The sequence below is a fragment of the Pseudomonas sp. X4 genome, assembly GCF_040784925.1.
GTDB lineage: Bacteria > Pseudomonadota > Gammaproteobacteria > Pseudomonadales > Pseudomonadaceae > Aquipseudomonas > Aquipseudomonas putida_Z.
Genome location: NZ_CP160798.1, coordinates 4070206 through 4096748, shown reverse-complemented (window position 1 = coordinate 4096748; position 26543 = coordinate 4070206). Strand labels below are relative to the sequence as shown.

Below are 26543 nucleotides of genomic sequence, written 5' to 3'. Positions count from 1 at the left end.
ATGATGCCATTCGCCCTGCTCCACGACCTGCCCCGGCAGCTACGCCGCCCCAACGTGCGCGACCTGGCCTGGGCCCTGCTGTCGCCCCCGTTGCTCAGCGCCCCGCCCTGCCCCCAGCGCCATCCGCTGGCGGGCAGCCTGTGGGCGGACCAGCCACAGCGCCTGGCAGACTGGCTGCGGGCGCTGGATGACGATGACCGCCCATTGCGCGACTGGCTGGCGCAGCTGGGCAGCCGGCGCCTGGGGCACTACTACGAACGGCTGTGGCAATTCGCCCTGGGCCAGGCCCCGGGCATCGAACTGCTGGCGGCCAACCTGGCGATTCGCGAAGGCGGGCGCACCCTGGGCGAGCTGGATGTGGTGCTGCGCGACCGCGATGGTGTGCACCACCTGGAACTGGCCATCAAGCTGTACCTTGGCCCGGAGCATTCCGGGCACGACCCCGCCGCCTGGCTGGGGCCGGGCTGCCATGACCGACTGGGAAGCAAACTGGCGCACCTGGCGCGGCACCAGCTGCCCATGTCAGCGGGGGCGCACAGCCGCGAGGTGCTGGCCCGGCTGGGGGTGGAGCAGGTGCAGGCGCATGTGTGGCTGGGTGGCTATCTGTTCTACCCGTGGCCTGGGCATGCGCAGCCACCACAGGGCGCCAACCCGCAGCACTTGCGCGGGCGCTGGCTGCGGCGGAGGGACTGGGTCATGGGCGAAGGTGAGCGATGGCAGCCGCTGCAACGGCATGCCTGGCTGGCGCCGGCGCGGGTCGAGGCGCAGGAGTGCTGGGCGGTGGAGCAGTTTGCGGCGTGGCTGCACGTGCTGGAGCGGCAGGCTCCGGCGCAGTTGCTGGTGAGGTTGGAGCAAGAGGCTGATGGCGCCTGGCAGGAGGCTGAACGGGTGTTTCTGGTGGCTGATGATTGGCCGCATCTGCCCGATGTCTGATGTTGTCTGGGCTGGCCCCTTCGCGGGTAAACCCGCTCCCACAAGTACTGCACAGGTCTCTGGCTCTGCGCTATGCCTGTGGGAGCGGGCAAGCCCGCGAAGAGGCCGGTGCAGACAACACAATTTTCACAGACCTGGCGCAAAGATTTGTTCCCCCGTAGCCATTACAGTACTTCCTGAGCGCCGGCAAGAGCGCCATTCCGACCTGATGACGAGGACCGATCATGGTTTCATCCACCCCCGCGACCCATTACGCGCGCCTGTCCATCGCCCTGCACTGGCTGATGCTGGTGCTGCTGGCCGCTGTCTATGCCCTAATCGAACTGCGTGGCCTGTTCCCCAAGGACAGCGTCGAACGCAACCTGATGAAGGACCTGCACTTCATGCTCGGGCTCAGTGTGTTCGTGCTGGTCTGGTTGCGCCTGGCCATCCGCCTGAGCCGCCCGACTCCACCCATCGTGCCCAAACCTGCGGCCTGGCAGACCGGCCTCGCGCACCTGATGCACCTGGCGTTGTACCTGCTGATGATCATCCTGCCACTGGCCGGCTGGCTGATCCTCAGCGCCGCGGACAAACCAGTGCCGTTCTTCGGCCTGGAGCTGCCGCACCTGATCGGCCCGAACCCGGACCAGGCCAAGTTCATCAAAGGCTGGCATGAACGCATCGGCAGCTGGGGCTACTGGCTGATCGGCCTGCACGCTGTGGCTGGGCTGTATCACCACTATGTGCAGCGCGACAACACGCTGCTGCGCATGCTGCCCTACAAGTAACCGCGCCGGCCCTGCAGGCCGCCGGTGTGCACCACGATCAGGCGGGTGCCGGGCGCGAACAGCCCGGCCTCGACCTGCTCACGCAGGGCCAGCAGGGCCTTGCCGGTGTAGAGGGCTTCGAGCGGCACGCCGGTGTGCCGCTCGCAATCGGCGATGAACGCCAGCAGCTCAGCGTCGAATTTGCCGAAACCGCCACGGCAGGCGTCGTGCAGCTGGTAGCCATGCGCGCCGGCCAGTGTCGCTACCGCCTCCGGCACACCATGGTCCCTGGGTACCGCCAATGCGCCATGCACCACATGTGCGCCCGCCTCGGCCATTACCAGGCCGGCCAGGGTAGTCCCCGTTCCGGCAGCCAGCCACCAGACGTCGTAGCCCGACCAGCCCAGTGCCGCGATCTGCGCGCGCGCCTGCTGCATGATCAGCACGCAGCCCTGTGCACCAGCCAGCCCGCCGCCCCCTTCGGGGATGCAGTGCCAACCCGGGTAGCGCGCTTGCCAAGGCTGCCAGAAACCCGCTTGGTTTCGTGCGCGATAGCCGCCATAGCCCAGCCAGTGCAGTTCCATGCCCAGCGCCTGCAGGTCACGCACGGTTGGCGTGTCCTGGGCGTGGCCACGCAGCAGGCCGGCGGTGGCGAAGCCGAAGCGCTTGCCGGCAGCGGCCAGGGCGTGCAGGTGGTTGGAATGGTTGCCGCCGAGGCTGATCAGGCCCGGGGCGTTGCTGGCGCTGGCCTGTTGCAGGTGGTGGCGTAGTTTGAACCATTTGTTGCCGCTGATCAGCGGGTCGATCAGGTCCAGGCGCAGGATGGCGGCTTTGACCTGCGCTGTTGTCAGCCAAGGCAGGTTCAGGGGCTGGAGGGGGGCTTGGGGCAGGTCAAAGTGCATCGTGCGAGTTTACCAGTGATATCCCGGGGCTGCCTTGCAGCCCTTCGCGGGCTTGCCAGCTCCCACAGTCAGGAGTGCGCTATCCCTGTGGGAGCGGGCAAGCCCGCGATGGGCCGCAAAGCGGCCCCGGCGATCTCAGAGCTCAGCCGCCAATCTCGAACCTTGATTGATCGCCCGCTTGGCATCCAGCTCGGCCGCCACATCGGCCCCACCGATCAGGTGCACCGACTGCCCCGCCGCCACCAGCCCGTCCTGCAGCTCGCGCAGCGGCTCCTGCCCGGCACAGATCACCACGTTGTCCACCGCCAGCACCTGCGGCTCGCCATCGGCCACGCGAATATGCAGGCCGGCATCGTCGATACCCAGGTACTCGACGCTGTTGAGCATCTGCACCCGCTTGTTCTTCAACCCGGTACGGTGAATCCAGCCGGTGGTCTTGCCCAGGCCGTCACCCACCTTGGATTTCTTGCGCTGCAACAGGTACACCTGCCGCGCCGGGGCATGCGGCTCGGCCTTGATCCCGGCCACGCCACCGCGTGCCTGCAGATGGGTGTCGATGCCCCACTCCCTCCAGAACGCCTCACGGTCCTGGCTGGTAGCCACGCCCTGGTGCACCAGGTACTCGGAAACGTCGAAACCGATGCCACCCGCACCAATCACCGCGACAGCCTTGCCCACCGGCTTGCGCTCGAGCAGCACGTCCAGGTAGCTGAGCACCTTGGCATGCTCGACACCGGGGATGGCCGGCGTGCGCGGGGCGATGCCGGTGGCCAGGATGATCTCGTCGTAGCCACCGCCCACCAGGGCCTGCACATCGACCCGGGTATTCAGGCGCAGGTCCACGCCCGTGCTTTTGACCTTGTTGCGGAAGTAACGCAGGGTTTCATGGAACTCTTCTTTCCCCGGCACCCGCTTGGCCACATTGAACTGCCCGCCGATCTCGCTGGCGCCATCGAACAGGGTTACCGCGTGGCCGCGCTCGGCCGCCACCGTGGCTGCCGCCAGGCCGGCCGGGCCAGCGCCGACCACGGCAATGCGCTTCACGTTGCGCACGGGCAGGTAGTTGAGCTCGGTCTCGTGGCAGGCACGCGGGTTGACCAGGCAACTGGTCAGCTTGCCGCCGAAGGTATGGTCCAGGCAGGCCTGGTTGCAGCCGATGCAGGTATTGATCTCGTCGCCGCGGCCGGCAGCGGCCTTGTTGACGAAGTCCGGGTCGGCCAGGAACGGCCGTGCCATCGAGACCATGTCGGCATCGCCCTCGGCCAGCACCGCCTCGGCCACTTCCGGAGTATTGATGCGGTTGGTGGTGATCAGCGGAATGTTCACCACGCCACGCAGCTTGGCGGTGACCTTGCTGAATGCCGCACGCGGCACCTTGGTGGCAATGGTCGGGATACGCGCTTCGTGCCAGCCGATGCCGGTATTGATCAAGGTCGCGCCGGCCTGCTCGATGGCCTTGGCCAGCAGCTCGATTTCGTCCCAGGTGCTGCCGCCCTCGATGAGGTCGAGCATCGACAGGCGGAAGATGATGATGAAGTTCGGCCCGACCGCACCGCGCACCCGGCTGACGATTTCCACCGCCAGGCGCATGCGGTTTTCATAGCTGCCACCCCAGCGGTCGGTGCGGTGGTTGGTGTGGGCGGCGAGGAACTGGTTGATGAAGTAGCCTTCCGAACCCATGATCTCGACGCCGTCGTAACCGGCGCGCTGGGCCAGCACCGCGCAATTGACGAAGTCGGCGATCTGCTTCTCGATACCCGCCTCGTCCAGTTCCTTGGGCTTGAACGGGTTGATTGGCGCCTGGATCGCGCTGGGCGCCACCTGGCGCGGGCTGTAGGCGTAGCGCCCGGCATGCAGGATCTGCAGGCAGATCTTGCCGCCGGCAGCGTGTACCGCCTCGGTGACGATGCGGTGCTTGTCGGCCTCTTCCTCGGTGCTGAGCTTGGCCGCCCCGGAATACACCCCACCCTCATCGTTGGGCGCGATGCCGCCGGTGACCATCAGGCCGACGCCACCGCGGGCGCGCTCGGCAAAGTACGCCGCCATGCGCTCGAAGCCGCCCGGGCGCTCTTCGAGGCCGGTGTGCATCGAGCCCATCAGGGTGCGGTTGCGCAAGGTGGTGAAGCCCAGGTCCAGCGGGGCGAGCAGGTGCGGGTAGCGGTCGGCGGCCATGGAAAGGTCCCCAGGTGGCGTGATCACGGAATGCGGGTGCCGCACCGGCTGGCGGGCCCCGTCGTTTGTCTGCCTGCGACATTAAACAGCCGTTTGAACGGGCTCAATGATCGAAACTGACAAGTTATTGATCCTCGCGCACAGCACGACTACCCTAGGAAACTCTCGTTTCCAAGGCGCTGTCCTGCTTCATGCGAAAACTCCTGGCAAGCGCCCTGGCGCTGGTGATGATCGCCGCCCTCTGCGGCTACGGTTTCTGGACCCAGCAGCGCCCGGAAGGCCACTACCTGTCCGACCTGCGCATCGAACTGGCACTGAACCACGGCGTGCCGGGCGAGCACGGCAATTTGCTCGGCGTCGAACCGCTGCTCTACCCGGGCGACTACCAGAACCTGCAACGCCTGCACCGCAAGCTCGCGGCCTACCTGGAGCAGGCACGTACCCAAGGGCTTGTCGGCCCGCGTACGGTGGTGGTGCTGCCAGAGCACATCGGTACCTGGCTGTGGGCACGCGGCGAAAAGAACGAGCTGTACCAGGTCACGCAAAGCAGCGAAGCCCTGCAATGGCTGGAACTGAGCAACCCGCTGCGCTATGGCCTGGCCATGCTCCGTGCCGACGGGGACGACTGGCGCGCCGACGCGCACCTGCGCATGAAAGCCGAGCAGATGGCTGCGGACTACCAGCAACTGTTCGGCGGCCTGGCCAAGGAGTTCAACGTCACCCTGGTGGCAGGCTCCATCGTGTTGCCCGCCCCCTACGTGAAACAGGGCGTGCTGCATGCCGGCAGCGGCCCGCTGTTCAACAGCAGCGTGGTGTTCGCCGGTGACGGCTCGCTGCTGGGCCAACCGCAACGCCAGCAGTTCCCCGACAGCGAAATGCGCCGCTATGTACACGATGGCCGCCAGCACCCGCTGCAAGTATTGCAAACCCCTGCGGGGCGCCTGGGCGTGCTGGTGGGCAGTGACAGCTGGTACCCGGAAAACCACCAGCAACTGGCACGACAGGCGGTACAACTGATCGCCAACCCGGTATTCCTCAGCGGCAAGGGCAGCTGGCAAGCGCCCTGGCGCGGCAATCGCCACCAGGATGCCAGCGCCGGGCTGGCCTTGCAGCGCGGCGAAGTCAGCGAACAGGCGGCCTGGCAGCGCCTGACCGAAGCGGCCGGGGCCGGCGTCAGCAGCATGAGCGTGTTCATGCGTGGGCAGTTCTGGGAACAAGGCAGCGACGGCCAGGGCTTTGCCCACCAGGCGGGTGAATTGCTGGCGGGCACCCCCAGCCCTGGCGCCCGCTTGCTGAACCTGTGGTTGTAAGCCCATGGCCCGCCCCCGCGTGCGCCTGGGCGACCTGTCGGTTGGTTTTGTCCAGCCGCTGACCGAGGCCCTGCGCGAACTGGGCCACGACCCCGAGCCGCTGCTGCGCCGCTATGGCCTGGATGCGGCGCGCCTGAGCGAAGCTGGTGCGCGCTTGTCGATCCCGCGCTACATGCACCTGGGGCACGCCGCCATCGAATTGTGCGGCGAGGCCGCGCTGGGCCTGCACATGGGGCGCCTGAGCCGCCTGGCGCATGCCGGCCTGGCCGGGGTCACCGCTGCCCAGGCACCGAACCTGGGCGAGGCGGCACGCACCCTGTTGCGCTTCGAGCCGCTGTACGCCGCCAACTACCGCGGCCACTCCAGTTTTCAGGAAGATGCTCAGGGCGCCTGGCTACGCTTCTACTCCATCAGCCCCTACAACGCCTACAACCGTTTCGTGGTCGATTCGCTACTCGCCGGCTGGCTCGCCCAGCTTGCCGACCTGGCCGGTACGGCGGTGCAGGCCGAACATATGGACATCGAGTTTGCCGCACCCGCCTATGCCGCGCGCTACCAGCCGCTGTGCAGCGCGCCCGTGCAGTTCGCGGCCGACGGCAACCAGCTGCGCCTGAGCCGCGCCACGCTGCAGCTGGCCAACCCCAGGCACTGCCCGAGCACCTGGCAGCACCTGCTGCAGCTGTGCGAGGCGGAAATGCTGCAGCGTACGCGGGTGCGCAGCCTGGGTGAGCGCATTACCCACCTGCTGGGCCCGTTGCTCAATGGTGGCCGTGAACCAGACCTGGAAGAAGTGGCGCTGCACCTGCAACTGCCGACCTGGACGTTACGCCGCAAACTGGCCGAGGAAGGCACGCGCTTTCGCGACCTGCTCAGCGAAACACGGCGCGACCTGGCCGAAACCTACATCCGCGATACGGAGCTGGCCTTTGGCGAGATTGCCTATCTGCTGGGGTTTGCGTCGGCCGAGGCCTTCCAGCGCGCCTTCAAGCGCTGGACGGGCCTTACACCGGGGGAGTTTCGCCGCAGCCAGCGGCGGGCGGGCTAGAGCTCGGTAGCGTCGTCAGCCGGTTCCGGGGTGTCCAGTTCATAAGCCTGGAATTCGAGAAGTTCTTCCTGGTATTCGTCCATAGCCCTGCGTCCTCTCATCTCATGATCTTAATTGGTGTCGCCTTCAACCTAAGCAGGTGGAGTGAAGGAATGATGACAAGCTTATGAGTGGTAAACGTAGCAGGTGTTCAGGAAGTTATCGCGGTGCGTCTGTAACAGGGGATGGACTGCCTGCACCGGCCTCTTCGCGGGTAAACCCGCTCCCACAGGTACTGCGCAGATGTTGAGAACTGCGCAGTACCTGTGGGAGCGGGTTTACCCGCGAAGAGGCCGGTACAGGCAAGCTATCAAAGGGCGGGGGAAGCGGTCTCGGCGGCCTCGGCAGGCTGGGCTTCCTGCTGCACCTCGATCGGTGCCGCCTCCGCCGGCGGGGCCACCGGTTGCGAGCCTTGGCTGTCATCCACCACCGGCGCGGCTACCGCCTCGCTGGCCGGGGCAACAGGGGCCGGGGCTGGCGCCGCCTCAACCAAAGGCGCCGCCACCGGGGCCGGTGCCACCGGCGCCGCCGCGGCCTGCTCCGGCAGCCCCAGGGCAGCCGCGGGCGCTTCGACCTTCGGCGCGGGCTCCTCGACCTTGGCCTTGCTCTCCTGTTTAGGCTTGGGCTTTGGCAGGTAGCTCTCCACCAGGGCGAAATAGCGGTCATAGAATTGCGCCGCCGTCACCGTCTCGCTGGCCACCTTGACCATCGAGTCGTCGCTGGAGCCGATCGGCATCGACACCGACCCCAGTACACCAACGCCCAGACTGGCGGAGGTGTTGGACTTTTTCAGGGCGTAGCGGTCCTGCAGGGCGTTGGCGAACATGGTCGAACGCTGCTCGTCGCTCACATCCGGCGCACAGGTGACGTTGAAGCTGATCTGCAGGTGGTTCTCGCTGTTCTGCTGGAAGCTCTTGTTGCCCACCACCTGGTTGGCGCCGCTGCTGGTGATGATGTAGCCCTGGCTGAGCAAGGCGCGCCGGGCGGCCTCGCAGGAGCCGGCATCGCTCACCGGGAAGCTGCGCGAGAAGGTGCCCGAGTCATCGAAGTTCTCGTGCTCGTAGACGGCGGCTTTTTTCGAGGAACAACCGGTCACGCCCGCCAGCACCAGGGCCAGCCCGAGCGCACCAAAGACGGATGATCTGGTCATTGCGAATTCCGGGTAAGTCGAGAAGGTGCCTATTGTGCAACACAGCAGGCAGGCACAGGAACCGCTGATCGGTGAAGAGTCTGTCAGGTTCGTGTAAATCTGGGTCAGGGGGCGGCAATTGCCAGGCGTAAAAACGAAAAAAGCGACCCGAAGGTCGCTTTCTCGTGGCTTCGAGGCGTTCAAGGGGCCTCGAGGCGAAGATGGCGCAGCGGACGGGACTCGAACCCGCGACCCCCGGCGTGACAGGCCGGTATTCTAACCGACTGAACTACCGCTGCGTATCATTCAGGCTTGCGCCCGATTGAAACCTGGGTCTACCCTTCCGGCGCGATGGCCTCAGGGCAGGCACAAAAAAAGCGATAACGTGATCGCTTCTCTTGTGTTTGCTTCAAGGTGTTCAAGGGACCTTGAAACGAAGATGGCGCAGCGGACGGGACTCGAACCCGCGACCCCCGGCGTGACAGGCCGGTATTCTAACCGACTGAACTACCGCTGCGTATCGTTCAGGCTTTCGCCCGATTGAAACTGGGATCAGCCCAAGGCGCTTGCCTTGTGGCTTCAGACCGGTGCCAGGCACCCATCTGTTACTTAAAAATGGCGCAGCGGACGGGACTCGAACCCGCGACCCCCGGCGTGACAGGCCGGTATTCTAACCGACTGAACTACCGCTGCGCAGTGCGTTCCTCTCTGGCTATCGGCTTCTTGCGAAACCCGAAGCACCAGGAACATCTCAGGAAGTGGTGGGTGATGACGGGATCGAACCGCCGACCCTCTGCTTGTAAGGCAGATGCTCTCCCGGCTGAGCTAATCACCCTCGCGATGTTGCTTGTTGCGTTTGCTTCGCTGAGGCCGCGAAATTTACGCAGGTGGCGAAGCTAAGTCAATAGCCCCATTGAATTTTTTTCAGAAAAGCGCAAAAAGCGGTTTATCTGTCTGCGGCTGTCGATAGCCTGTACTGGCCTCTTCGCGGGCACGCCCGCTCCCACAGGTTCTCCACAGATGCTGACATGTGCGAAATACCTGTGGGAGCGGGCGTGCCCGCGAAAAGGCCGGTACAGGATATGCAAAAGGCTCAGGTGTAGATCATCTTGCGGGTCATGCCGCCATCGACCACGAACTCCTGGCCGGTGACGAACGCCGCTTGCCGAGACAACAGCCAGGCAACCATGGCCGCCACGTCCTCTACCGTCCCTACCCTGCCCGTCGGGTGCTGGGCATGGTCCGCCTCGGTCAACGGCTCGGCACGGCGCTGCGACGGGTCACGGGCATCGATCCAGCCCGGGCTCACCGCATTGACGCGGATCTCCGGGCCCAGGCTCATGGCCAGGGCATGGGTCAAGGCCACCAGGCCGCCCTTGCTCGCCGCGTAGGCCTCGGTATCGGGCTCGGACTGCCGCGCCCGGGTGGAGGTGAGGTTGACGATCGCCCCGTTGTGCGCACGCAGGTACGGCGCACAATGCTTGGCCAGCAACATCGGGCCGTTGAGGTTGACCGCCAGCACCCGGTTCCACTGCGCCAGGCTCAGGCTTTCGAGGGTCTGGTTGTGCGGATTGGCGATGGCCGCATTGCACACCAGCGCGTCCAGGCGGCCAAACTGCCCCAGCACCTCGGACACCCCGGCGCTGACCTGGGCCTCGTCGGCAACGTCCATGGTAATGAACCAGGCATTGTCACCCAGGGCCTTGGCCACCTTGGCGCCGCGCTGGCGGTCAAGGTCGCTGAGCACCACCTGCCAGCCTTCGCAGATCAACCAGGCGGCAATGCCCAGGCCGATGCCGCGCGCGGCACCGGTCACCAGGGCTACCCGGCCGTTATGGCCGGTCGTACCGCCGCGGATTTCGATCACAGCGCGGCCAACCCACGCGCCAGGTCGGCCTGCAGGTCGGCCACATCTTCCAGGCCCACGGCAACGCGGATCAGGCTGTCGCGGATGCCGGCGGCTTCACGTTCCTGCGGCGTCAGACGACCGTGGGAGGTGGTGGCCGGGTGGGCGATGGTGGTCTTGCTGTCACCCAGGTTGGTGGTGATGGAAATCACCCGGGTAGCGTCGATGAAGCGCCAGGCGCCCTCTTTGCCACCCTTGACCTCGAAGCTGACCACCGCACCGAAGCCACTCATCTGGCGCTTGGCCAGTTCGTGCTGCGGGTGGCTCGGCAGGCCGGCGTAATGCACCTTCTCCACGCCCTCCTGCTGCTCCAGCCACTCGGCCAGTACCTGGGCGCTTTCGCAGTGCGCACGCATGCGCAGGCGCAGGGTTTCCAGGCCCTTGGTGAAGATCCAGGCGTTGAACGGGCTGAGGGTGGGGCCTGCGGTACGGAGGAAGCCCACCACTTCTTTCATCTGCTCGGCACGGCCGGCAACCACGCCACCCATGCAGCGGCCCTGGCCGTCGATGAACTTGGTGGCCGAGTGGAACACGATGTCGGCACCCAGCTTCAGCGGCTGCTGCAGCGCCGGGGTGCTGAAGCAGTTGTCCACCACCAGCATGGCACCGTGGGCATGGGCGATTTCGCTGAGGGCGGTGATATCGACCAGCTCGGCCAGCGGATTGGACGGCGACTCGACGATCAGCAGCTTGGTATTGGCCTTGATGGCCTTTTCCCAGCCGGCGAGGTCGACCAGTGGCACGTAGTCCACCTGCACGCCAAAGCGCTTGAAGTACTTCTCGAACAGGCTGATGGTCGAGCCGAACACGCTCTGCGATACCAGCACATGGTCACCGGCACTGCACAGCGACATCACCACGGCGAGGATCGCTGCCATGCCGGTGGAGGTGCCCACGGCCTGCTCGGCGCCTTCCATGGCCGCCAGGCGCTCCTCGAAGGCACGCACAGACGGGTTGGTGTAGCGCGAATAGACGTTGCCCGGCGTTTCGCCGGCAAAGCGCGCGGCGGCATCGGCAGCCGTGCGGAACACATAGCTGGAGGTCAGGAACAGCGCTTCGCTGTGCTCGGCCTCCGGTGTACGGTTTTGACCGGCGCGCACCGCCAGGGTGTCGAAACCGACACCCTCGAGGTCACTGTCCAGTCGTCCGGCATCCCATTGATCCGTCATGCCGTCGCTCCCGAAATCAGTTGTTGTAGAGGTCGATGATCGCGCTGACCGCCTGGTTCTTGACCTTGGCCAGGTCGTTACGAGCCTGCTCGATACGGTCGAGGTAGGCTTCGTCGATATCGCCAGTGACGTACTCACCGTTGAATACCGCGCAATCGAAGTGGTCGATCTTGATCTTGCCGCCACCGACCGAGTCGATCAGGTCCGGCAGGTCCTGGTAGACCAGCCAGTCGGCGCCAATCAACTCGGCCACTTGTTCGGTGGTACGGTTGTGGGCGATCAGTTCGTGGACACTCGGCATGTCGATGCCGTAGACGTTGGGGTAGCGCACCGCAGGGGCTGCGGAGCAGAAGTAAACGTTCTTGGCACCGGCTTCGCGGGCCATCTGGATGATCTGCTTGCAGGTGGTGCCGCGCACGATCGAGTCGTCCACCAGCATCACGTTCTTGCCGCGGAACTCCAGCTCGATGGCATTGAGCTTCTGGCGTACCGATTTCTTGCGCGCGGCCTGGCCGGGCATGATGAAGGTACGGCCGATGTAGCGGTTCTTGACGAAACCTTCGCGGAACTTGACGCCCAGGCGGTTGGCCAGTTCCAGGGCCGCGGTGCGGCTGGTGTCCGGGATCGGGATGACCACGTCGATGTCGTGCTCGGGGCGCTCGCGCATGATCTTGTCGGCCAGTTTTTCACCCATGCGCAGACGGGCCTTGTACACCGACACGCCATCCATGATCGAGTCCGGGCGGGCCAGGTAGACATGCTCGAAGATGCACGGTTGCAGCTTCGGTGCTTCGGCGCACTGCTTGGTGTACAGCTGGCCTTCTTCAGTGATGTATACCGCTTCGCCCGGCGCCAGGTCGCGGATCAGGGTGAAGCCGAGCACGTCCAGGGCCACGCTTTCCGAGGCGATCATGTATTCCACGCCTTCGTCGGTGTGACGCTGGCCGAACACCACCGGGCGGATGCCGTTGGGGTCACGGAAGCCGACGATGCCGTAGCCAGTGATCATCGCCACCACGGCGTAACCGCCGACGCAGCGGCTGTGCACGTGGGAAACCGCGGCGAACACGTCTTCTTCGGTCGGCTGCAGCTTGCCACGCACCGCCAGCTCATGGGCGAACACGTTCAGCAGTACTTCCGAGTCGGAGTTGGTGTTGACGTGGCGCAGGTCGGACTCGTAGATCTCCTTGGCCAGCTGCTCGACGTTGGTCAGGTTGCCGTTGTGTGCCAGGGTGATGCCGTATGGCGAGTTGACGTAGAACGGCTGGGCCTCGGCCGAGGTCGAGCTGCCCGCAGTCGGGTAGCGCACGTGGCCGATGCCGATGTTGCCGACCAGGCGCTGCATGTGGCGCTGCTGGAACACGTCGCGCACCAGGCCATTATCCTTGCGCAGGAACAACCGGCCGTCATGGCTGGTCACGATACCGGCAGCGTCCTGGCCGCGGTGCTGGAGGACCGTAAGCGCGTCATACAGCGCCTGATTGACGTTCGACTTACCGACGATACCGACGATGCCACACATGCGACGCAACCCCTACTTTGACGAAACTTGAGTGAATAGCGCTCAGGGCTTTGCCGGCCCGAGCAACTGTTCCTTGAACGGAAGATCAGCTGGAGTGCCGATCAGCCCACTGGGTGTCCACTGGCCGGTAAAACCCAGGATCAGGTTTTTCGACCAGTCGGCGACCAAGAGAAATTGTGGTATCAGGCGTGATTCCTGCCACCAGGTGTCCTGTTGAACCGGCCCCAGGCTGATCAGCCCGATGGCCACCACCACCAGCAAGGCCCCGCGCGCGGCGCCGAAGGCCATGCCCAGGAAACGATCGGTACCGGACAGCCCGGTCACGCGGATCAGCTCGCCGATGAGGAAGTTGATCATGGCCCCCACCAGCAAGGTGGCGACGAAAAGAATGGCGCAGCCGGCGATGACGCGCATCGACGGCGTCTGGATGTAGCTTTCAAGATACACCGAGAGCGAACCGCCGAACATCCAGGCAACCGCACCGGCAATGATCCAGATGAGCAAGGACAAGGCTTCCTTGACGAAGCCGCGCTTGAGACTGATCAGTGTGGAGACGGCGATGATCGCGATGATCGCCCAATCAACCAAGGTAAATGCCACGGTGCTGCCTGCAGACGTTTGAGGCGGCGCATTTTAACAGAGCGGCGGGCTGGGAGTAAGCGGAATGTCAGGTGATTAGCGCTACCCGGGCTTACGCGATCATTGTGGGAGCGGCCTTGTGTCGCGAAAGGGCCGCAAAGCGGCCCCGGCGATTCTGGCTGTGTCGTTGAGATCCTGGGGCCGCTTCGCGGCCCTTTCGCGACACAAGGCCGCTCCCACATGGACCGCGCCGCTGCAAGACCTATACAGAACCCGCGAATGAGCGGCAAAGCCGCCCCGGGTTATCAGCTGCGCTCAGGCTGGAAGCGCACCACGAAGCCCTTGAGGCTGTTCTGGCGGTTGATGGCGTCGCGCACGCGCTCGGCCTCGGCCCGCTCGATCAGCGGCCCCACGTACACCCGGTTCATGCCACCCGCCGAGCGGATATAGGCGTTGTAACCCTGGCTACGCAAGGTTTGCTGCAGCTTTTCGGCCCCGGCACGGTTGGACAGGCTGGCCAACTGGATCGACCAGCTGACCGGCAGGCCATTGACGTCGATCTTCGATGGCGCCGCCGGCGCGGCCGGCTTGGCTGCCGGCTGAGGCTCGACCTTGGCCACGGGCGCCTGCGGCTTGGCGGGCTGGGGCTGGGGCTGGGACTGCACCTGCGCCTGAGGCTGGGTCTGCGGTGACGGTGTAATCGGCTGGCTGGGCGCGCTCGCCGGCGCGGTGGACTCGTCCACCACCACCGGTGGCTGTTGCGGCTCTTGCGCAATGGCCTGCGGCTCCGGCACGGCGACCGGCTCCACCTTCACTTCCGGCAGGCTTGGCATGGCCGGCGCCTGCGGGGCCTCGACGCGCACCTGACGCATCTCGTCCTCGCGGGTGAACAGCATCGGCAGGAAAATCACCGCCAGCGCCACCAGCACCAACGCACCCACCATGCGCTGTTTCATCCCTTTATCCAGCACTGCCATCTACTCCACCCTCCTGGGCGTGCCGCTCCAGCCATTCCAGTGCCTGGGCAACACAGAAAAACGAACCGAACAGCAAGATCTGGTCATCCGCCGTTGCCTGCGCGCATTGCCCTTCAAGGGCAGCATCGACGCTGGCATAAGACTTCACCGCGGCGCCGACGTTCGTCAAGGCCGTGGCCAGCTCCGCAGCCGGGCGGCTGCGCGGGGTATCCAGTGGCGCCACTGCCCAGTCGTCGACCAGCCCCTGCAGCGGCGCGACAACACCGTCCAGGTCCTTGTCGGCGAGCAGGCCGAACACCGCCAGGCGGCGCCCCTTCAGCGGCCGGGCCGCCAGGCGCCGGGCCAGGTACTCCGCGGCGTGCGGGTTGTGCCCGACGTCCAGCAACAGCTCCACCTGCTTGCCCTGCCAGCTCAGCAGGCGACGGTCGAGGCGACCCGTGATGCGGGTATCCAGCAGCACCTGGCGAATCTGCCCGGCGTCCCAGGGCAGGCCCATCAGCAGGTAGGCCTGCAGGGCCAGCGTGGCGTTTTCCATGGGCAGGTCGAGCAAAGGCAGGCCACGCAGCTCTACCTGCGCACCATCAGCCGCAGTACCCCGCCAGTTCCAGCTGCCATCGACACTGGCCAGGTCGAAGTCACGACCACGCAGGAACAGCGGCGCAGCCAGTTCGGCGGCCTTGTCCAGCAGCGGCTGGGGCGGATCCAGGTCACCGCACAGTGCCGGCTTGCCCTGACGGAAGATGCCGGCCTTCTCGAAGGCCACCAGCTCGCGGGTATCACCCAGGTAATCGACATGGTCGACGCCGATGCTGGTCACCAGGGCCAGGTCGGCATCCACCACGTTCACGGTGTCCAGGCGACCACCAAGGCCCACTTCCAGTACCACGGCATCCAGCTGCGACTGGTAGAACAACCAGAACGCGGCCAGGGTGCCCATCTCGAAGTAGGTCAGGGAAATATCGCCTCGCGCCGCCTCGACGGCGGCGAAGGCTTCGCACAGAGCCTCATCGCTGGCCTCTTGGCCATCGATCAGCACCCGCTCGTTGTAACGCAACAGGTGCGGCGAGCTGTACACGCCGACCTTGAGCCCCTGGGCACGCAGCAGCGAGGCCACGAAGGCGCAGGTCGAGCCCTTGCCGTTGGTGCCGGTCACCGTCACCACGCGCGGCGCCAGCTTGCCCAGCGCCAGCCGGGCAAGCACCTTCTGCGACCGCTCCAGGCCCATGTCGATGGCCGAGGGGTGCAACTGCTCGAGGTAGGCGAGCCATTCGCCCAGGGATCGTTGTTTCATCACGCGACGGCAGCCGCCTCACGCGCTTGCTCCGGGGTTTCCTGGCCGGTCATCTGCGCCAGCAGGCGGGCCAGACGCGGGCGCAGTTCGCCACGGGAGATGATCAGGTCGATGGCGCCGTGCTCCAGCAGGAACTCGCTGCGCTGGAAGCCTTCCGGCAGCTTCTCGCGCACGGTCTGCTCGATCACGCGCGGGCCGGCGAAGCCGATCAGTGCCTTTGGCTCGCCGACGATCACGTCACCGAGCATGGCCAGGCTGGCGGAAACACCACCGTACACAGGGTCGGTCAGTACCGAGATGAACGGGATGCCTTCTTCGCGCAGGCGCGCCAGCACGGCCGAGGTCTTGGCCATCTGCATCAGCGAGATCAGCGCTTCCTGCATGCGTGCACCGCCCGAAGCGGAGAAGCAGACCATCGGGCAGCGGTGCTCCAGGGCATAGTTGGCCGCGCGCACGAAGCGCTCGCCGACGATGGCACCCATGGAACCGCCCATGAACGAGAACTCGAAGGCGCTGACCACGATCGGCATGCCCATCAGGGTGCCGCTCATGGAGATCAGGGCGTCCTTCTCGCCGGTCTGCTTCTGCGCGCCGGTCAGGCGGTCCTTGTACTTCTTGCCATCACGGAACTTCAGGCGGTCGACCGGCTCCAGGTCGGCGCCCAGTTCGGCACGGCCATCGGCGTCGAGGAAGATGTCGATGCGCGCACGTGCGCCGATGCGCATGTGGTGGTTGCACTTGGGGCAGACATCCAGGGTCTTTTCCAGCTCCGGACGATACAGCACGGCCTCGCAGGCCGGGCACTTGTGCCACAGGCCTTCAGGCACCGAGCTCTTCTTCACCTCGGAACGCATGATCGAAGGGATCAGTTTGTCGACTAACCAGTTGCTCATGCTTTCTTTCTCCAGTATTGGCAGGCGTGGGCCGGTGTCGCCGGCCCTGCCCTGCCCTTGAGCTCAAAATCTTTTATGAAACGATGATGGACCGGCCGCCGGGACTTCCAGCGCGCCACCCCACCGCTAATGTGTTGTCTTGCCGCCACAGGCGCAGGCGGCTGCCCCGCAGGGCTGCGAAAGCTATGGACGATGGCGCGCAGCCAGCCGTCACATCTGCCATCACGCCTGTTTCACCGCACGCATGAATGCCTCGATCTTCGCCGCGTCCTTGATGCCCTTGGCTTGTTCCACGCAGCCACTGACATCCACCGCGTACGGCCGCACCTGGGCGATGGCCTGGCCGACATTGTCGGCAGACAACCCGCCCGCCAGGATGATCGGCTTGCTCAGGCGCGCCGGCACCAGCGACCAGTCGAACGCTTCACCGGTGCCTCCGGGTACGCCTGGCACATAGGTGTCCAGCAGAATGCCGCGGGCACCGGCGTAAAGCTGGCAGGCCGCCTCCAGGTCGTCGCCCGGGCGCACGCGCAGGGCCTTGATCCAGGGGCGGTGGTAGCCTTCGCAGTCCTGCGGGGTTTCATCGCCGTGGAACTGTAGCAGGTCCAGCGGAACCACTTCGAGGATCTCGTTCAGCTCGCAGCGCGAAGCGTTGACGAACAGCCCGACCGTGGTCACGAACGGTGGCAGCTCGGCGATGATCGCCCGCGCCTGGCGCACGTCCACGGCGCGCGGGCTCTTCGCATAGAAGACGAGGCCGATGGCATCGGCGCCCGCTTCGGCAGCGGCCAGTGCGTCTTCGATGCGGGTAATCCCGCAGATCTTGCTGCGAACATTGCTCATGGACAGCGAACCCTGCTTGTTACGGTGAAAGGCCGGATGTTAGCAAATGACTTTTCGCCCGTCAGTCTGCCAATGCCTCGTAGCCGGTCAAAAAGTGTGGGCCGATGTAACGCTTGGGCAGCGCGTATTCCTCGGGGTACTCCACCTGCACCAGGTAGAGCCCGTACGGGTGCGCCGTGACCCCGCCTTCGCGGCGGTTGCGCCCCTCCAGCACCTCACGCGCCCAGGTGACCGGGCGTTCTCCGGCACCAATGGTCATCAGTACACCGGCAATGTTACGCACCATGTGGTGCAGGAAGGCCGTGGCACGCACATCCAGCACGATCATCTGGCCATGGCGGGTGACACGCAGGTGGTAGATGTGCTTGATCGGCGACTTGGCCTGGCACTGGCTGGCGCGGAAGGCACTGAAGTCATGGGTGCCGAGCAGGTACTGCGCGGCTTCGGCCATGCGTTCGACATCCAGCGGGCGGTGGTTCCAGGTGACTTCTTCGGCCAGGTGCGCCGGGCGGATCGGGTCGTTGTAGATGACGTAGCGGTAACGCCGGGCGCAGGCCTTGAAGCGGGCATGGAAGTCGGCCGGCATCGGCCGCGACCAGACCACGCTGATGTCATGGGGCAGGTTGAAGTTGGTGCCCATGGTCCAGGCGCGTTCGTCGCGCACGGCGCGGGTGTCGAAGTGCACGATCTGCCCGCAGCCATGCACGCCGGCGTCGGTGCGCCCGGCGCAGATTACCGAGATCGGCTCGTTGGCCACCTTGGACAGGGCCTGCTCCAAGGCCTGCTGGACACTGGGCACGCCACTGGCCTGGCGCTGCCAGCCACGATAGCGCGCGCCTTTGTATTCCACGCCCAGGGCGATGCGGGAGTAGCCTTCGGCCGCGGACTCGGCGGCGGCGGTGTCGATGATGTCCAAGAGCATGAAACCTGTGGGGTGTACGGAATGGCGGGGATTATAACGACAACGGCAGCCGTGTAGGGCTGCCGTTGAATATGCACTGCCTTTCAGGGCCTCTTCGCGGCGGTTCGACGCCTCGATAAACCCGCTCCCACAGGGCCCGCACAGAATTCGGACCTGTGATGAACCTGTGGGAGCGGGTTTACCCGCGAAGAGGCCGGCCCTGCTTGCATCAGACCAGCCGGGAGAGCATGTCCTCGGCTTCCTGACGCTGGCTGTCGTCGCCATCCTTGACCACTTCATCGAGGATGTCGCGCGCGCCCTGGTTGTCGCCCATGTCGATATAGGCGCGGGCCAGGTCAAGTTTGGTGGCCACTTCGTCGCTACCAGAGAAGAAGTCGAAGTCCAGGTCGTCCAGTGGCTCGGGCTCTGGCTGGGCAGCCGCGTCCTCGCTGGTGAAGTGCGGCTCCAGCGACGGCGATTCGAGGCTCTGCGACAGCTTGTCCAGTTCGGCGTTGACGTCGTTCAGCTCCGAGGCAAAGCTCTTGGCTGCCGGCGAATCGTCTTCCAGCGACAGCGAAAGATCGAAGTCGGACGGCAGGTCGAACTCGGAAAGCGGGTCGAACGCTGGCTCGCTGTCGAAGGCAGCCAACTCGGCGGCGACATCCACCGGGGCTTCATCCACCGCTGCCGGGGCGGCCGGGGCAACCGGCTCGCTGATGTCGAGATCGAAATCGGACAGGTCCACAGCGGGCTGTGGCTCGGCCTGGGCCAGCATGGCCTCGAACTCGGCGTCGGCGTCGGCCTGCAGCTCGGCGTCCACGGCAAACGGCTCGTCTTCCGGCTGAGCCGTTTCCAGCATCGGTTCATCCAGTACCGGCTCGTCGACGACAGGTTGCTGGGCCACCGATTCGTCCAGCAGCGGCGCCGCCAGCGGGTCTTGCTCGGGCAGGTCGTCACCCAGGCTCAGGTCGAAGGCACTGTCCAGGTCCTGCTCGTCCAGGCCCGGCGCATCGAGGGTCGGCACTTCATCGAAGGCATCCAGCTCAGCATCCAGATCAACTTCGGGCTCGAGCACTGCCTCAGGTTCCACCTGGGCAACGGCCTCTGGTTCAACCGCCACCTCTGGCTCGAACGCCGACTCTTCCTCGGGTGCCACCTCGGCAACCACTGGCGTTTCAGGCTGATCCTGCAGCAGCTCCTGCACGTACTGCTCGTCCATCTCGGCAGCCAGGGCCGCCGCGCCCAGGCCGGCAGCGGCCAGGCCGAGCATGGCCGGGTAGCGCTCCTTCAACCCGGCAACGGCTGCACTGTTCGGCTCGCTGGCCGGCAGCTTGCGCTCCTGCTCGACGAACGCGCTCTGGTCACCCTGGCGGGCGTACACATCCATCAGTTTCAGGCGCAGGTCGTCACGCTGCGGCGCGGCGGCCACGGCAGGCTCCAGCAGGTCGGCAGCGCGGTTCAGGCGGCCTTCGGCCACGCATTGCTCGACCTCCGCCAGCAGCGCTGCGTGGGGGTCGGCTTGCGGTTCAGGTTGCGCTTCCACTGCGGGTGCCGATGTTTTTTCCGCGGCGGTGGCGGCGGCAGCCGAAGCAGCGACCACGGCCGGCGACAGGGTCACGCTCGGGGCCGAGACCTCGACGCCATCGAAGCTTGCGCTATCGCTGTCGAAGCCTGCGCCCTGCTCTTCTTCCAGCGCCCGCGCCATGCGCAGGTGCTTTTCAGCCTCCTGCTGGGCCTTGCGCTTGCGCGCCAGCAGCAACAGCAGAAGCAGCAGTACGAGGAAGGCACTACCGGCAATCAGCCCAAGCAGCAGCGGGTTGCCCATGATTTCGTCAACCAGGCTGCCAGGCTGGCCGGCAGGTGCGGCCTCGGCGGCGGGCACCGGCTTGGGTGCGGTATCGACGGCGGCAGGTGCAGGCTTGGCGACCGGCTGGGCCGGCGCCGCCGCACCCTGGGCTTCAAGGCGGGCCAGCTGGTTGTTCTTCAGCTCGATCAGACGCTGCAGCTTGTCCAGCTGGCTCTGCAGGTCGGCCATGCGGCTCTTGAGCTCTTCGTTGTCGCGACGGCTGGTGTCCAGGCTTTCCTGGGCCACCGCCAGCTTGTCGTTGAGGGCCTTGGCCTGGTCGGCACCGGCCTGGTTGCCCGGGCTGACCAGGCGCAGGTTGTCGCCCTGGGCGATACGCGCCGGCGCTGCCTCGGCGGCACCGCGACGGGTGGCGTCCAGCTGGCGGGCACGCGGGCCCAGGCGGCGGCCTTCACGCCAGGCGGCATACTGCTCGGCCACCTCAGCGGTCGCCTCACCCTGCGCGATATTCTGGATCTGCTGCTGGTCGGGCAGGCGCAGCACCTGGCCAACCTTCAGCTGGTTGATGTTGTTGCCGATGAAGGCGTCCGGGTTCAGCGCCTGGATCGCGATCATGGTCTGCTGGATCGAACCACCCTGGGTGTTGCGCGCGGCAATCTGCCACAAGGTGTCGCGGCGTTGGGTGGTGTAGCTGCCGGCAGCGGTCACCGCTGGCGCGACATTGCCTGCCGCCGGCTTGTCGCCCTGGGCCTTGGCCTGGTCGAGCAGCACGCTGTAGTCACGCAGCAGGCGGCCTTGCGGCCACATCACCTGGACCAGGAACTTTACCACCGGTTCAGGCAGCGGCTGGCTGGAGGTAACCCGCAGCACGCTCTTGCCGTTGGGGTTGATCACCGGCGTGAAGGTGAGGTCTTCGAGGTACGTCGGCAGCGCCACCCCGGCCTTGCTGAACTCTTCCGGCGGCGCCAGGCTCGGCGCCACTTCGGCGGCGGTGAGGTCGCGCACGTCGAGCAGCTCGATCTCGGCATCCAGGGGCTGGTTCTGTGCCGACTTGAGGGTCAGCTCCCCCAGGCCCAGGGCATTCGCCATGCCCGACGACAGCGCCGATGCTGCAGCCATGGCCAGAACCAGTTTGCGAATTCGAAGCATGACCTCTTCCCTTGTATAAAGCGTCCTGAAACCTGCATGCGGAGCAGGACAATAGTGCTCGCCAGTATCTTTTACGGCATGTGTTTAATCAACAATTGCGCCACTTGCACGGCATTGAGCGCGGCGCCTTTGCGCACGTTGTCGGTGGTCAGCCAGAGGTTGAGTTGCTGGTCTTCATCAACACCGTGCCGTACACGACCAACATAGACCACGTCCTGGCCCACTGCGTCGCCTACCGGGGTCGGATAATCATCGCGCCCCACCAGTTCCACGCTGTCGGCCGCCTCGAGGGCCTGGTTGACAGCGTTCAGGTCAACCGGGCGACGGCTCTGCACCGCCACACTGAAGCTATCGCCGAAAAACACCGGGACTTGAACGCAGCTCACGGAAATCTTCAGTTCCGGCAGGCCCAGCAGCACACGCAGCTCGCTGACCAGGCGGTGCTCCAGGGCCGTGTGGCCTTGCTCATCGGCGGCTCCGACCTGGGCCAGCATGTTGAACGCCACCTGGCGATCGAAGAAGCGCGGCTCCAGGGGGCGGGCATTGAGCAGCTCGGCGGTTTGCCGGGCGAGTTCGTTGACCGCTTCACGGCCTTGTGCGGACACTGCCAGCGCGGCCATTACCTGCACCCGCTCGATATCCAGCAGGCCTTTGAGCGGTGCCAATGCAACGGCCAGGGCAACTGCGGCCGAGCACGGGCTGACGATGCGGGCGGGCAATGCCAGGCTGGCCAGGCGTTCGGCGTTGGCTTCTGGCACCAGGGCGAGGGCGTCGTCCAGGCCAGCGGACAGGTCGATGACCGTGCAGCCTGCCTGCAGCGCCTTGCTGGCAAAGCTGCGGCTGACGGCGGCGCCTGCGGCGAAGAAGGCCAGCTTGACCTGGGCGAAGTCGAAGCTGTCCACTTCACGCACCTTCAGCTTCTTGCCCGCGAACATCACGCTGCTGCCCGCCGATTCCATGCTGGCCAGCAGGTGCAGGGTGGCGACCGGGAAATCCAGCTCTTCGAGGATCTGCACCAGGGCTTCACCGACGCTGCCGGTGGCGCCGACGACGGCGATGTCCAAAGGGTGTGTCATGGAAGGGATCCTTTTGCTGAAAACGGCGGGGGGCGGCACTTTACTCGGATTGTAGAGTTTTGTCTGTGCTGGCCCAAACCTAGAGCTGCGCTGCGCTGCTCTTGCTCTTGCTCTTGATCTTGATCTTGATCTTGATCTTGATCTTGATCTTGATCTTGATCTTGATCTTGATCTTGATCTTGATCTTGATCTTGATCTTGATCTTGATCTTGATCTTGATCTTGATCTTGATCTTGATCTTCGCGACTTCAGGAGGCCGAGCAGAGGTCTTGCGGAGGGAGGTGACGGGCATGGATGCCCGTCAAGCGCTGAGGCCCCATGGATGGGGCCTGCAGCGCGTACTCCCGGGAGCAAGACCGGCGCGAGGGAACCCCGGAGCGCAGCGCAGGGGCCGGATGATGGGAGCGCAGCGTTTTTTGGTTACTTTTTGCCGCGTTTGGCAAAAAGTGACTCGCCGTAAGGGCGAAAAGGTGAGTCAGCGTCGCCATCGCAAACGGACTGTTCGCCATATCAAAACCGTCGCTTAAGCTTTTTGGCTTTTTGGCTTTTTGGCTTTTTGGCTTTTTGCTTTTTGCTTTTTGGATGCGGGCATTCCCATCGAGTAGGCATTCATTCGCGATGGTGGCGCCAAGTCACCTTTCCGCCCTTACGGCGGGTCCCTTTTTGTCGTGGCAAAAAGGAACCAAAAACCGTCGGCTCCCATCATCCGGCCCCTACGCTTCGCTCCGGGGTCCCCTCGCTACGGGCCTGCTCCCGAGAGTACGCGCTGCAGGCCCCATCCATGGGGCCTCAGCGCTTGACGGGCATCCATGCCCGTCACCTCCCTCCGCAGTCCCTTCGCTCGGCCTCCTGAAGTCGCAATCGGCGGCGCCTGAACTATCGCGCGCCTAGAAGCAAAAGCAAAAGCAAAGCAAAAGCAAAAGCAGAGAAGAACCGGGCCGGCTGGGATGGATCGGAAATAAAAAACCCGCGCTGTCACCAGCGCGGGTTTTCGGTCAGACCGAAACGATCAACGCTCCAGCAGAATCCGCAGCATGCGACGCAGCGGCTCGGCCGCGCCCCACAGCAGCTGGTCACCTACGGTGAACGCGCCCAGGTACTGGGAACCCATGTTCAGCTTGCGCAGGCGGCCAACCGGGATGTTCAGGGTGCCGGTAACCTTGGTCGGGCTCAGCTCCTGCATGCTGATTTCACGCTGGTTAGGCACCAGCTTCACCCAAGGGTTGTGCTGGCTGATCATGCCTTCGATGTCGGCCAGCGGCACGTCCTTGTTCAGCTTGATGGTCAGCGCCTGGCTGTGGCAACGCATGGCGCCGATGCGCACGCAGATGCCGTCGACCGGGATCGGGCTCTTGAAGCGGCCGAGGATCTTGTTGGTCTCGGCCTGGGCCTTCCACTCTTCACGGCTCTGGCCGTTCGGCAGTTCCTTGTCGATCCACGGGATCAAGCTGCCAGCCAGCGGCACGCCGAAGTTCTCGGTCGGGAAGGCTTCGCTGCGCATGGCCTCGGCAACCTTGCGGTCGATGTCGAGGATGGCGCTGGCCGGGTTGGCCAGGTCATCGGCAACGGCAGCATGGGTAGCACCCATCTGCTTGATCAGCTCGCGCATGTTCTGCGCGCCGGCACCCGAGGCCGCCTGGTAGGTCATGGCGCTCATCCACTCGACCAGGCCGGCTTCGAACAGGCCACCCAGGCCCATCAGCATCAGGCTGACGGTGCAGTTGCCGCCGATGTAGTTCTTGGTACCCGCGTCCAGCTGCTGGTCGATGACCTTGCGGTTGACCGGGTCGAGGATGATCACCGCGTCATCCTGCATGCGCAGGGACGAGGCGGCGTCGATCCAGTAACCCTGCCAGCCGGCTTCACGCAGCTTGGGGAAGACCTCGTTGGTGTAGTCGCCGCCCTGGCAGGTCAGGATCACGTCGAGGGTCTTGAGTTCTTCAATCGAATAAGCGTCCTTGAGCGGAGCTGTATCCTTGCCCACGTTCGGGCCCTGGCCGCCAACATTGGAGGTGGTGAAGAACACCGGCTCGATGAGGTCGAAATCCTGCTCCTCCAGCATCCGCTGCATGAGCACGGAACCGACCATACCGCGCCAACCGATCAGACCTACACGTTTCATCGCAACTACACCTTTGCTAAAAGTGGGCCGCCACCGGGAATTTTGGGTGGCGGGCCAGAGAGATTACAGATTCCGCAGCGCTGCGACTACTGCGTCGCCCATTTCCTGCGTACCAACTTTGCGGCAGCCTTCCGAGAAGATGTCGCCGGTGCGCAGGCCCTGGTCCAGGACCAGGCTCACGGCCTTCTCGATCGCCTCGGCGGCAGCCGACTGATTGAAGCTGTAACGCAGCATCATCGACACCGACAGGATGGTCGCCAGCGGGTTGGCGATGCCAAGGCCTGCGATGTCCGGCGCCGAGCCGTGGCACGGTTCGTACATGCCCTTGTTGTCGGCATCCAGCGACGCCGAAGGCAGCATGCCGATGGAACCGGTCAGCATGGAAGCCTCATCCGACAGAATGTCACCGAACATGTTGTCGGTCACCATCACATCGAACTGCTTGGGCGCGCGCACCAACTGCATGGCGGCGTTGTCGACGTACATGTGGCTCAGTTCCACATCCGGGTAGTCCTTGGCCACGTCCTCGACCACTTCACGCCACAGCTGGCTGGAAGCCAGGACGTTGGCCTTGTCCACCGAGCACAGCTTCTTGCCACGCACGCGGGCCATGTCGAAGCCGACACGGGCGATGCGGCGCACTTCGCTTTCGCTGTACGGCAGGGTGTCGTAGGCCTGGCGCTCGCCGTTTTCCAGCTCGCGCTGGCCACGCGGGGCACCGAAGTAGATACCGCCGGTCAGCTCACGGACGATGAGGATGTCCAGGCCGGAAACGATCTCTGGCTTGAGCGACGAGGCATCGGCCAGTTGCGGGTAGAGGATGGCCGGGCGCAGGTTGGCGAACAGGCCCAGTTGCGAACGGATTTTCAGCAGGCCGCGCTCGGGGCGGATGTCACGCTCGATCTTGTCCCACTTCGGCCCGCCCACGGCGCCCAGCAGCACGGCATCGGCCTTGCGCGCACGCTCCAGGGTCTCGTCGGCCAGCGGTACGCCGTGCTTGTCGATGGCGGCACCACCGATCACATCGTGCTCCAGGCTGAAGCCGAGCTGGAACTTGTCGCTGGCCAGCTCCAGCACCTTGACCGCCTCGGCCATGATTTCCGGGCCGATACCGTCACCTGGGAGAATCAGAATCTGCTTGCTCATGCTTTCCTCTATCCAATCACGCGGTGCGGCCAAGCGGGCCCCACCGAAAAGTTCTTAACGCTCGGCCCACAACACCAGCACATCGGTGCTGAACGAACCATCGGCCTCGATCTGGTAATACTGCCGCACTTCTTCACCCATGGCTTGCTGCAATTGGCGAATTGCCACGCGCATTGGCTCGGGGGTGCGCATGCGCTCGACCCAGCTGGAAAACTCCAGGCGCAGCGGCTGGCGGGTGTGGCTGCGTACATGCAGGCCAGCCTCGCTGACCTGGCGCTGCCATTCGGCGGCGGAATAATCGCGCACGTGGCTGGTGTCGCGCAGTACTTCGACCGTTTGCAGGTAGGTGTCGAGCAGCGGGCTGCCCGGCGACATCACATCGATGAACGCTGCCATGCCACCCGGCTTGAGCACCCGGCGCACTTCGCGCAGGGCCAGGCCCAGGTCGCTCCAGTGGTGGGCCGAGTAGCGGCTGAAGACGAAGTCGAACGAAGCGTCGGCGAACGGCAGGCGTTCGGCGGCACCGCGCTCGGTGATGATATTGGCCAGGCCGCGCTCGGCGGCGGCACTGGCGACCACGTCGAGCATGGCCTGCGAGAGGTCGTAGGCGACCACTTCGGCGGCCAACGGAGCGACGTGGAAGCTGACATGACCGGCGCCGCAGCCCAGGTCCAGCACGCGGGCATGGCCCTGCCCCGCCAGCGAGGCCTGCAGCAGGGCGAATTCACTGCCCTGGGCGTGCACGGCGCTGCTGAGGTAGGCGCTGGCCTGTTCGCCGAACTGGCGTTGGACCACATCGGTGTGCTGGGTGCTGGTCATGTCTCGATCCTTTTGGTTTCGGGTTGTCTCTACTGGCCCTATCGCCGGCAAGCCAGCTCCCACAGAG

General features: G+C 65.1%; 22 protein-coding genes and 4 tRNA genes. 4 read left to right on the top strand and 22 right to left on the bottom strand.

What is annotated here, in order from left to right; translation table 11 throughout:
- Positions 1-933, top strand: coding sequence for a DUF1853 family protein (locus tag ABX298_RS18335; RefSeq protein WP_367393443.1), 933 nt, complete (start codon positions 1-3; stop codon positions 931-933).
- 224 nt (positions 934-1157) lie between these two features.
- On the top strand, positions 1158-1703 hold the full coding sequence (locus tag ABX298_RS18330; RefSeq protein ID WP_025338253.1) for a cytochrome b: 546 nt from the start codon (positions 1158-1160) through the stop codon (positions 1701-1703).
- Here ABX298_RS18330 and ABX298_RS18325 read toward each other — a convergent pair.
- Together ABX298_RS18325 and ABX298_RS18320 are read right to left on the bottom strand one after the other, a co-directional pair.
- Entirely contained in the window at positions 1694-2584 is an 891-nt protein-coding gene (locus tag ABX298_RS18325; RefSeq protein ID WP_367393442.1) for a 1-aminocyclopropane-1-carboxylate deaminase/D-cysteine desulfhydrase, read from the bottom strand. The genes ABX298_RS18330 and ABX298_RS18325 overlap by 10 nt on opposite strands.
- Before the next feature lie 135 nt (positions 2585-2719).
- Positions 2720-4756 (bottom strand): FAD-dependent oxidoreductase, encoded by a 2037-nt coding sequence (locus ABX298_RS18320; protein ID WP_367393441.1) that lies wholly within the window; start codon positions 4754-4756, stop codon positions 2720-2722.
- A gap of 191 nt (positions 4757-4947) precedes the next feature.
- On the opposite strand from ABX298_RS18320, the gene ABX298_RS18315 reads away from it, so the two are divergent.
- A complete protein-coding gene (locus tag ABX298_RS18315) occupies positions 4948-6066 on the top strand; it encodes a nitrilase-related carbon-nitrogen hydrolase (RefSeq protein WP_367393440.1) in 1119 nt (372 codons plus the stop codon).
- A gap of 4 nt (positions 6067-6070) precedes the next feature.
- Positions 6071-7111 carry an AraC family transcriptional regulator gene (locus tag ABX298_RS18310; protein WP_085589229.1) on the top strand — a complete coding sequence of 347 codons (1041 nt, stop codon included), beginning with the start codon at positions 6071-6073 and terminating at the stop codon, positions 7109-7111.
- A 349-nt stretch (positions 7112-7460) separates the two neighbouring features.
- On the opposite strand, the gene ABX298_RS18305 is transcribed toward ABX298_RS18310, so the two are convergent.
- The 20 genes from ABX298_RS18305 to ABX298_RS18210 all read right to left on the bottom strand — a co-directional run bounded on the left by ABX298_RS18305 (position 7461) and on the right by ABX298_RS18210 (position 26476).
- Positions 7461-8300, bottom strand: a complete 840-nt coding sequence (locus tag ABX298_RS18305; protein WP_084785086.1) for a DUF2242 domain-containing protein — start codon at positions 8298-8300, stop codon at positions 7461-7463.
- Between the two features lie 201 nt (positions 8301-8501).
- Positions 8502-8578: transfer RNA gene (locus ABX298_RS18300), tRNA-Asp, on the bottom strand.
- A gap of 141 nt (positions 8579-8719) precedes the next feature.
- Positions 8720-8796 (bottom strand) — tRNA-Asp (locus ABX298_RS18295).
- A 99-nt stretch (positions 8797-8895) separates the two neighbouring features.
- Positions 8896-8972: transfer RNA gene (locus ABX298_RS18290), tRNA-Asp, on the bottom strand.
- A 66-nt stretch (positions 8973-9038) separates the two neighbouring features.
- A tRNA-Val gene (locus tag ABX298_RS18285) sits at positions 9039-9114 on the bottom strand.
- Between the two features lie 258 nt (positions 9115-9372).
- Positions 9373-10146 carry an SDR family oxidoreductase gene (locus tag ABX298_RS18280; protein WP_367393439.1) on the bottom strand — a complete coding sequence of 258 codons (774 nt, stop codon included), beginning with the start codon at positions 10144-10146 and terminating at the stop codon, positions 9373-9375.
- Positions 10143-11354, bottom strand: a complete 1212-nt coding sequence (locus tag ABX298_RS18275; RefSeq protein WP_025338247.1) for an O-succinylhomoserine sulfhydrylase — start codon at positions 11352-11354, stop codon at positions 10143-10145. The genes ABX298_RS18280 and ABX298_RS18275 overlap by 4 nt, the downstream gene beginning before the upstream one ends.
- Positions 11355-11370: 16 nt before the next feature.
- On the bottom strand, positions 11371-12876 hold the full coding sequence (gene purF, locus ABX298_RS18270; protein WP_025338246.1) for an amidophosphoribosyltransferase: 1506 nt from the start codon (positions 12874-12876) through the stop codon (positions 11371-11373).
- Positions 12877-12918: 42 nt separating this feature from the next.
- Complete coding sequence (locus ABX298_RS18265) at positions 12919-13476, bottom strand: CvpA family protein (RefSeq protein ID WP_013971612.1); 558 nt, start codon at positions 13474-13476, stop codon at positions 12919-12921.
- A 284-nt stretch (positions 13477-13760) separates the two neighbouring features.
- Positions 13761-14432, bottom strand: a complete 672-nt coding sequence (locus ABX298_RS18260; protein WP_075044160.1) for an SPOR domain-containing protein — start codon at positions 14430-14432, stop codon at positions 13761-13763.
- Positions 14416-15723, bottom strand: a complete 1308-nt coding sequence (gene folC / locus ABX298_RS18255; RefSeq protein WP_367393438.1) for a bifunctional tetrahydrofolate synthase/dihydrofolate synthase — start codon at positions 15721-15723, stop codon at positions 14416-14418. Before folC ends, ABX298_RS18260 begins: the two co-directional genes overlap by 17 nt.
- Positions 15723-16616: an acetyl-CoA carboxylase, carboxyltransferase subunit beta gene (accD, locus tag ABX298_RS18250; RefSeq protein ID WP_025338243.1), complete on the bottom strand. Its 894-nt coding sequence runs from the start codon at positions 16614-16616 to the stop codon at positions 15723-15725. Before accD ends, folC begins: the two co-directional genes overlap by 1 nt.
- A gap of 222 nt (positions 16617-16838) precedes the next feature.
- Complete coding sequence (locus tag ABX298_RS18245; protein WP_367393437.1) at positions 16839-17459, bottom strand: phosphoribosylanthranilate isomerase; 621 nt, start codon at positions 17457-17459, stop codon at positions 16839-16841.
- A gap of 61 nt (positions 17460-17520) precedes the next feature.
- Positions 17521-18375, bottom strand: coding sequence for a tRNA pseudouridine(38-40) synthase TruA (truA, locus tag ABX298_RS18240; RefSeq protein WP_015269436.1), 855 nt, complete (start codon positions 18373-18375; stop codon positions 17521-17523).
- A 214-nt stretch (positions 18376-18589) separates the two neighbouring features.
- On the bottom strand, positions 18590-21313 hold the full coding sequence (locus ABX298_RS18235; protein WP_367393436.1) for a FimV/HubP family polar landmark protein: 2724 nt from the start codon (positions 21311-21313) through the stop codon (positions 18590-18592).
- Between the two features lie 71 nt (positions 21314-21384).
- Positions 21385-22389 (bottom strand): aspartate-semialdehyde dehydrogenase, encoded by a 1005-nt coding sequence (locus ABX298_RS18230; protein WP_367393435.1) that lies wholly within the window; start codon positions 22387-22389, stop codon positions 21385-21387.
- 79 nt (positions 22390-22468) lie between these two features.
- A complete protein-coding gene (locus ABX298_RS18225) occupies positions 22469-22681 on the bottom strand; it encodes a hypothetical protein (protein ID WP_367393434.1) in 213 nt (70 codons plus the stop codon).
- A 717-nt stretch (positions 22682-23398) separates the two neighbouring features.
- Complete coding sequence (gene asd / locus ABX298_RS18220; protein WP_087502434.1) at positions 23399-24511, bottom strand: aspartate-semialdehyde dehydrogenase; 1113 nt, start codon at positions 24509-24511, stop codon at positions 23399-23401.
- A 63-nt stretch (positions 24512-24574) separates the two neighbouring features.
- The gene (gene leuB, locus ABX298_RS18215; RefSeq protein ID WP_367393433.1) at positions 24575-25657 is read right to left on the bottom strand and encodes a 3-isopropylmalate dehydrogenase; all 1083 of its coding nucleotides are present in this window, start codon (positions 25655-25657) and stop codon (positions 24575-24577) included.
- 54 nt (positions 25658-25711) lie between these two features.
- Positions 25712-26476 carry a class I SAM-dependent methyltransferase gene (locus ABX298_RS18210; RefSeq protein WP_075044154.1) on the bottom strand — a complete coding sequence of 255 codons (765 nt, stop codon included), beginning with the start codon at positions 26474-26476 and terminating at the stop codon, positions 25712-25714.
- Between the last annotated feature and the right edge of the window lie 67 nt (positions 26477-26543).

What these genes read in the sequence shown, in the direction of transcription:
- ABX298_RS18335 (WP_367393443.1), top strand. Translation starts at nt 1, where the DNA reads ATGATGCCATTCGCCCTGCTCCACGACCTGCCCCGGCAGCTACGCCGC.
- ABX298_RS18330 (WP_025338253.1), top strand. Translation starts at nt 1,158, where the DNA reads ATGGTTTCATCCACCCCCGCGACCCATTACGCGCGCCTGTCCATCGCC.
- ABX298_RS18325 (WP_367393442.1), bottom strand. Translation starts at nt 2,584, where the DNA reads ATGCACTTTGACCTGCCCCAAGCCCCCCTCCAGCCCCTGAACCTGCCT.
- ABX298_RS18320 (WP_367393441.1), bottom strand. Translation starts at nt 4,756, where the DNA reads ATGGCCGCCGACCGCTACCCGCACCTGCTCGCCCCGCTGGACCTGGGC.
- ABX298_RS18315 (WP_367393440.1), top strand. Translation starts at nt 4,948, where the DNA reads ATGCGAAAACTCCTGGCAAGCGCCCTGGCGCTGGTGATGATCGCCGCC.
- ABX298_RS18310 (WP_085589229.1), top strand. Translation starts at nt 6,071, where the DNA reads ATGGCCCGCCCCCGCGTGCGCCTGGGCGACCTGTCGGTTGGTTTTGTC.
- ABX298_RS18305 (WP_084785086.1), bottom strand. Translation starts at nt 8,300, where the DNA reads ATGACCAGATCATCCGTCTTTGGTGCGCTCGGGCTGGCCCTGGTGCTG.
- ABX298_RS18275 (WP_025338247.1), bottom strand. Translation starts at nt 11,354, where the DNA reads ATGACGGATCAATGGGATGCCGGACGACTGGACAGTGACCTCGAGGGT.
- purF (WP_025338246.1), bottom strand. Translation starts at nt 12,876, where the DNA reads ATGTGTGGCATCGTCGGTATCGTCGGTAAGTCGAACGTCAATCAGGCG.
- ABX298_RS18260 (WP_075044160.1), bottom strand. Translation starts at nt 14,432, where the DNA reads ATGGCAGTGCTGGATAAAGGGATGAAACAGCGCATGGTGGGTGCGTTG.
- folC (WP_367393438.1), bottom strand. Translation starts at nt 15,723, where the DNA reads ATGAAACAACGATCCCTGGGCGAATGGCTCGCCTACCTCGAGCAGTTG.
- accD (WP_025338243.1), bottom strand. Translation starts at nt 16,616, where the DNA reads ATGAGCAACTGGTTAGTCGACAAACTGATCCCTTCGATCATGCGTTCC.
- ABX298_RS18245 (WP_367393437.1), bottom strand. Translation starts at nt 17,459, where the DNA reads ATGAGCAATGTTCGCAGCAAGATCTGCGGGATTACCCGCATCGAAGAC.
- ABX298_RS18235 (WP_367393436.1), bottom strand. Translation starts at nt 21,313, where the DNA reads ATGCTTCGAATTCGCAAACTGGTTCTGGCCATGGCTGCAGCATCGGCG.
- ABX298_RS18230 (WP_367393435.1), bottom strand. Translation starts at nt 22,389, where the DNA reads ATGACACACCCTTTGGACATCGCCGTCGTCGGCGCCACCGGCAGCGTC.
- ABX298_RS18225 (WP_367393434.1), bottom strand. Translation starts at nt 22,681, where the DNA reads ATGCCCGTCACCTCCCTCCGCAAGACCTCTGCTCGGCCTCCTGAAGTC.
- asd (WP_087502434.1), bottom strand. Translation starts at nt 24,511, where the DNA reads ATGAAACGTGTAGGTCTGATCGGTTGGCGCGGTATGGTCGGTTCCGTG.
- leuB (WP_367393433.1), bottom strand. Translation starts at nt 25,657, where the DNA reads ATGAGCAAGCAGATTCTGATTCTCCCAGGTGACGGTATCGGCCCGGAA.
- ABX298_RS18210 (WP_075044154.1), bottom strand. Translation starts at nt 26,476, where the DNA reads ATGACCAGCACCCAGCACACCGATGTGGTCCAACGCCAGTTCGGCGAA.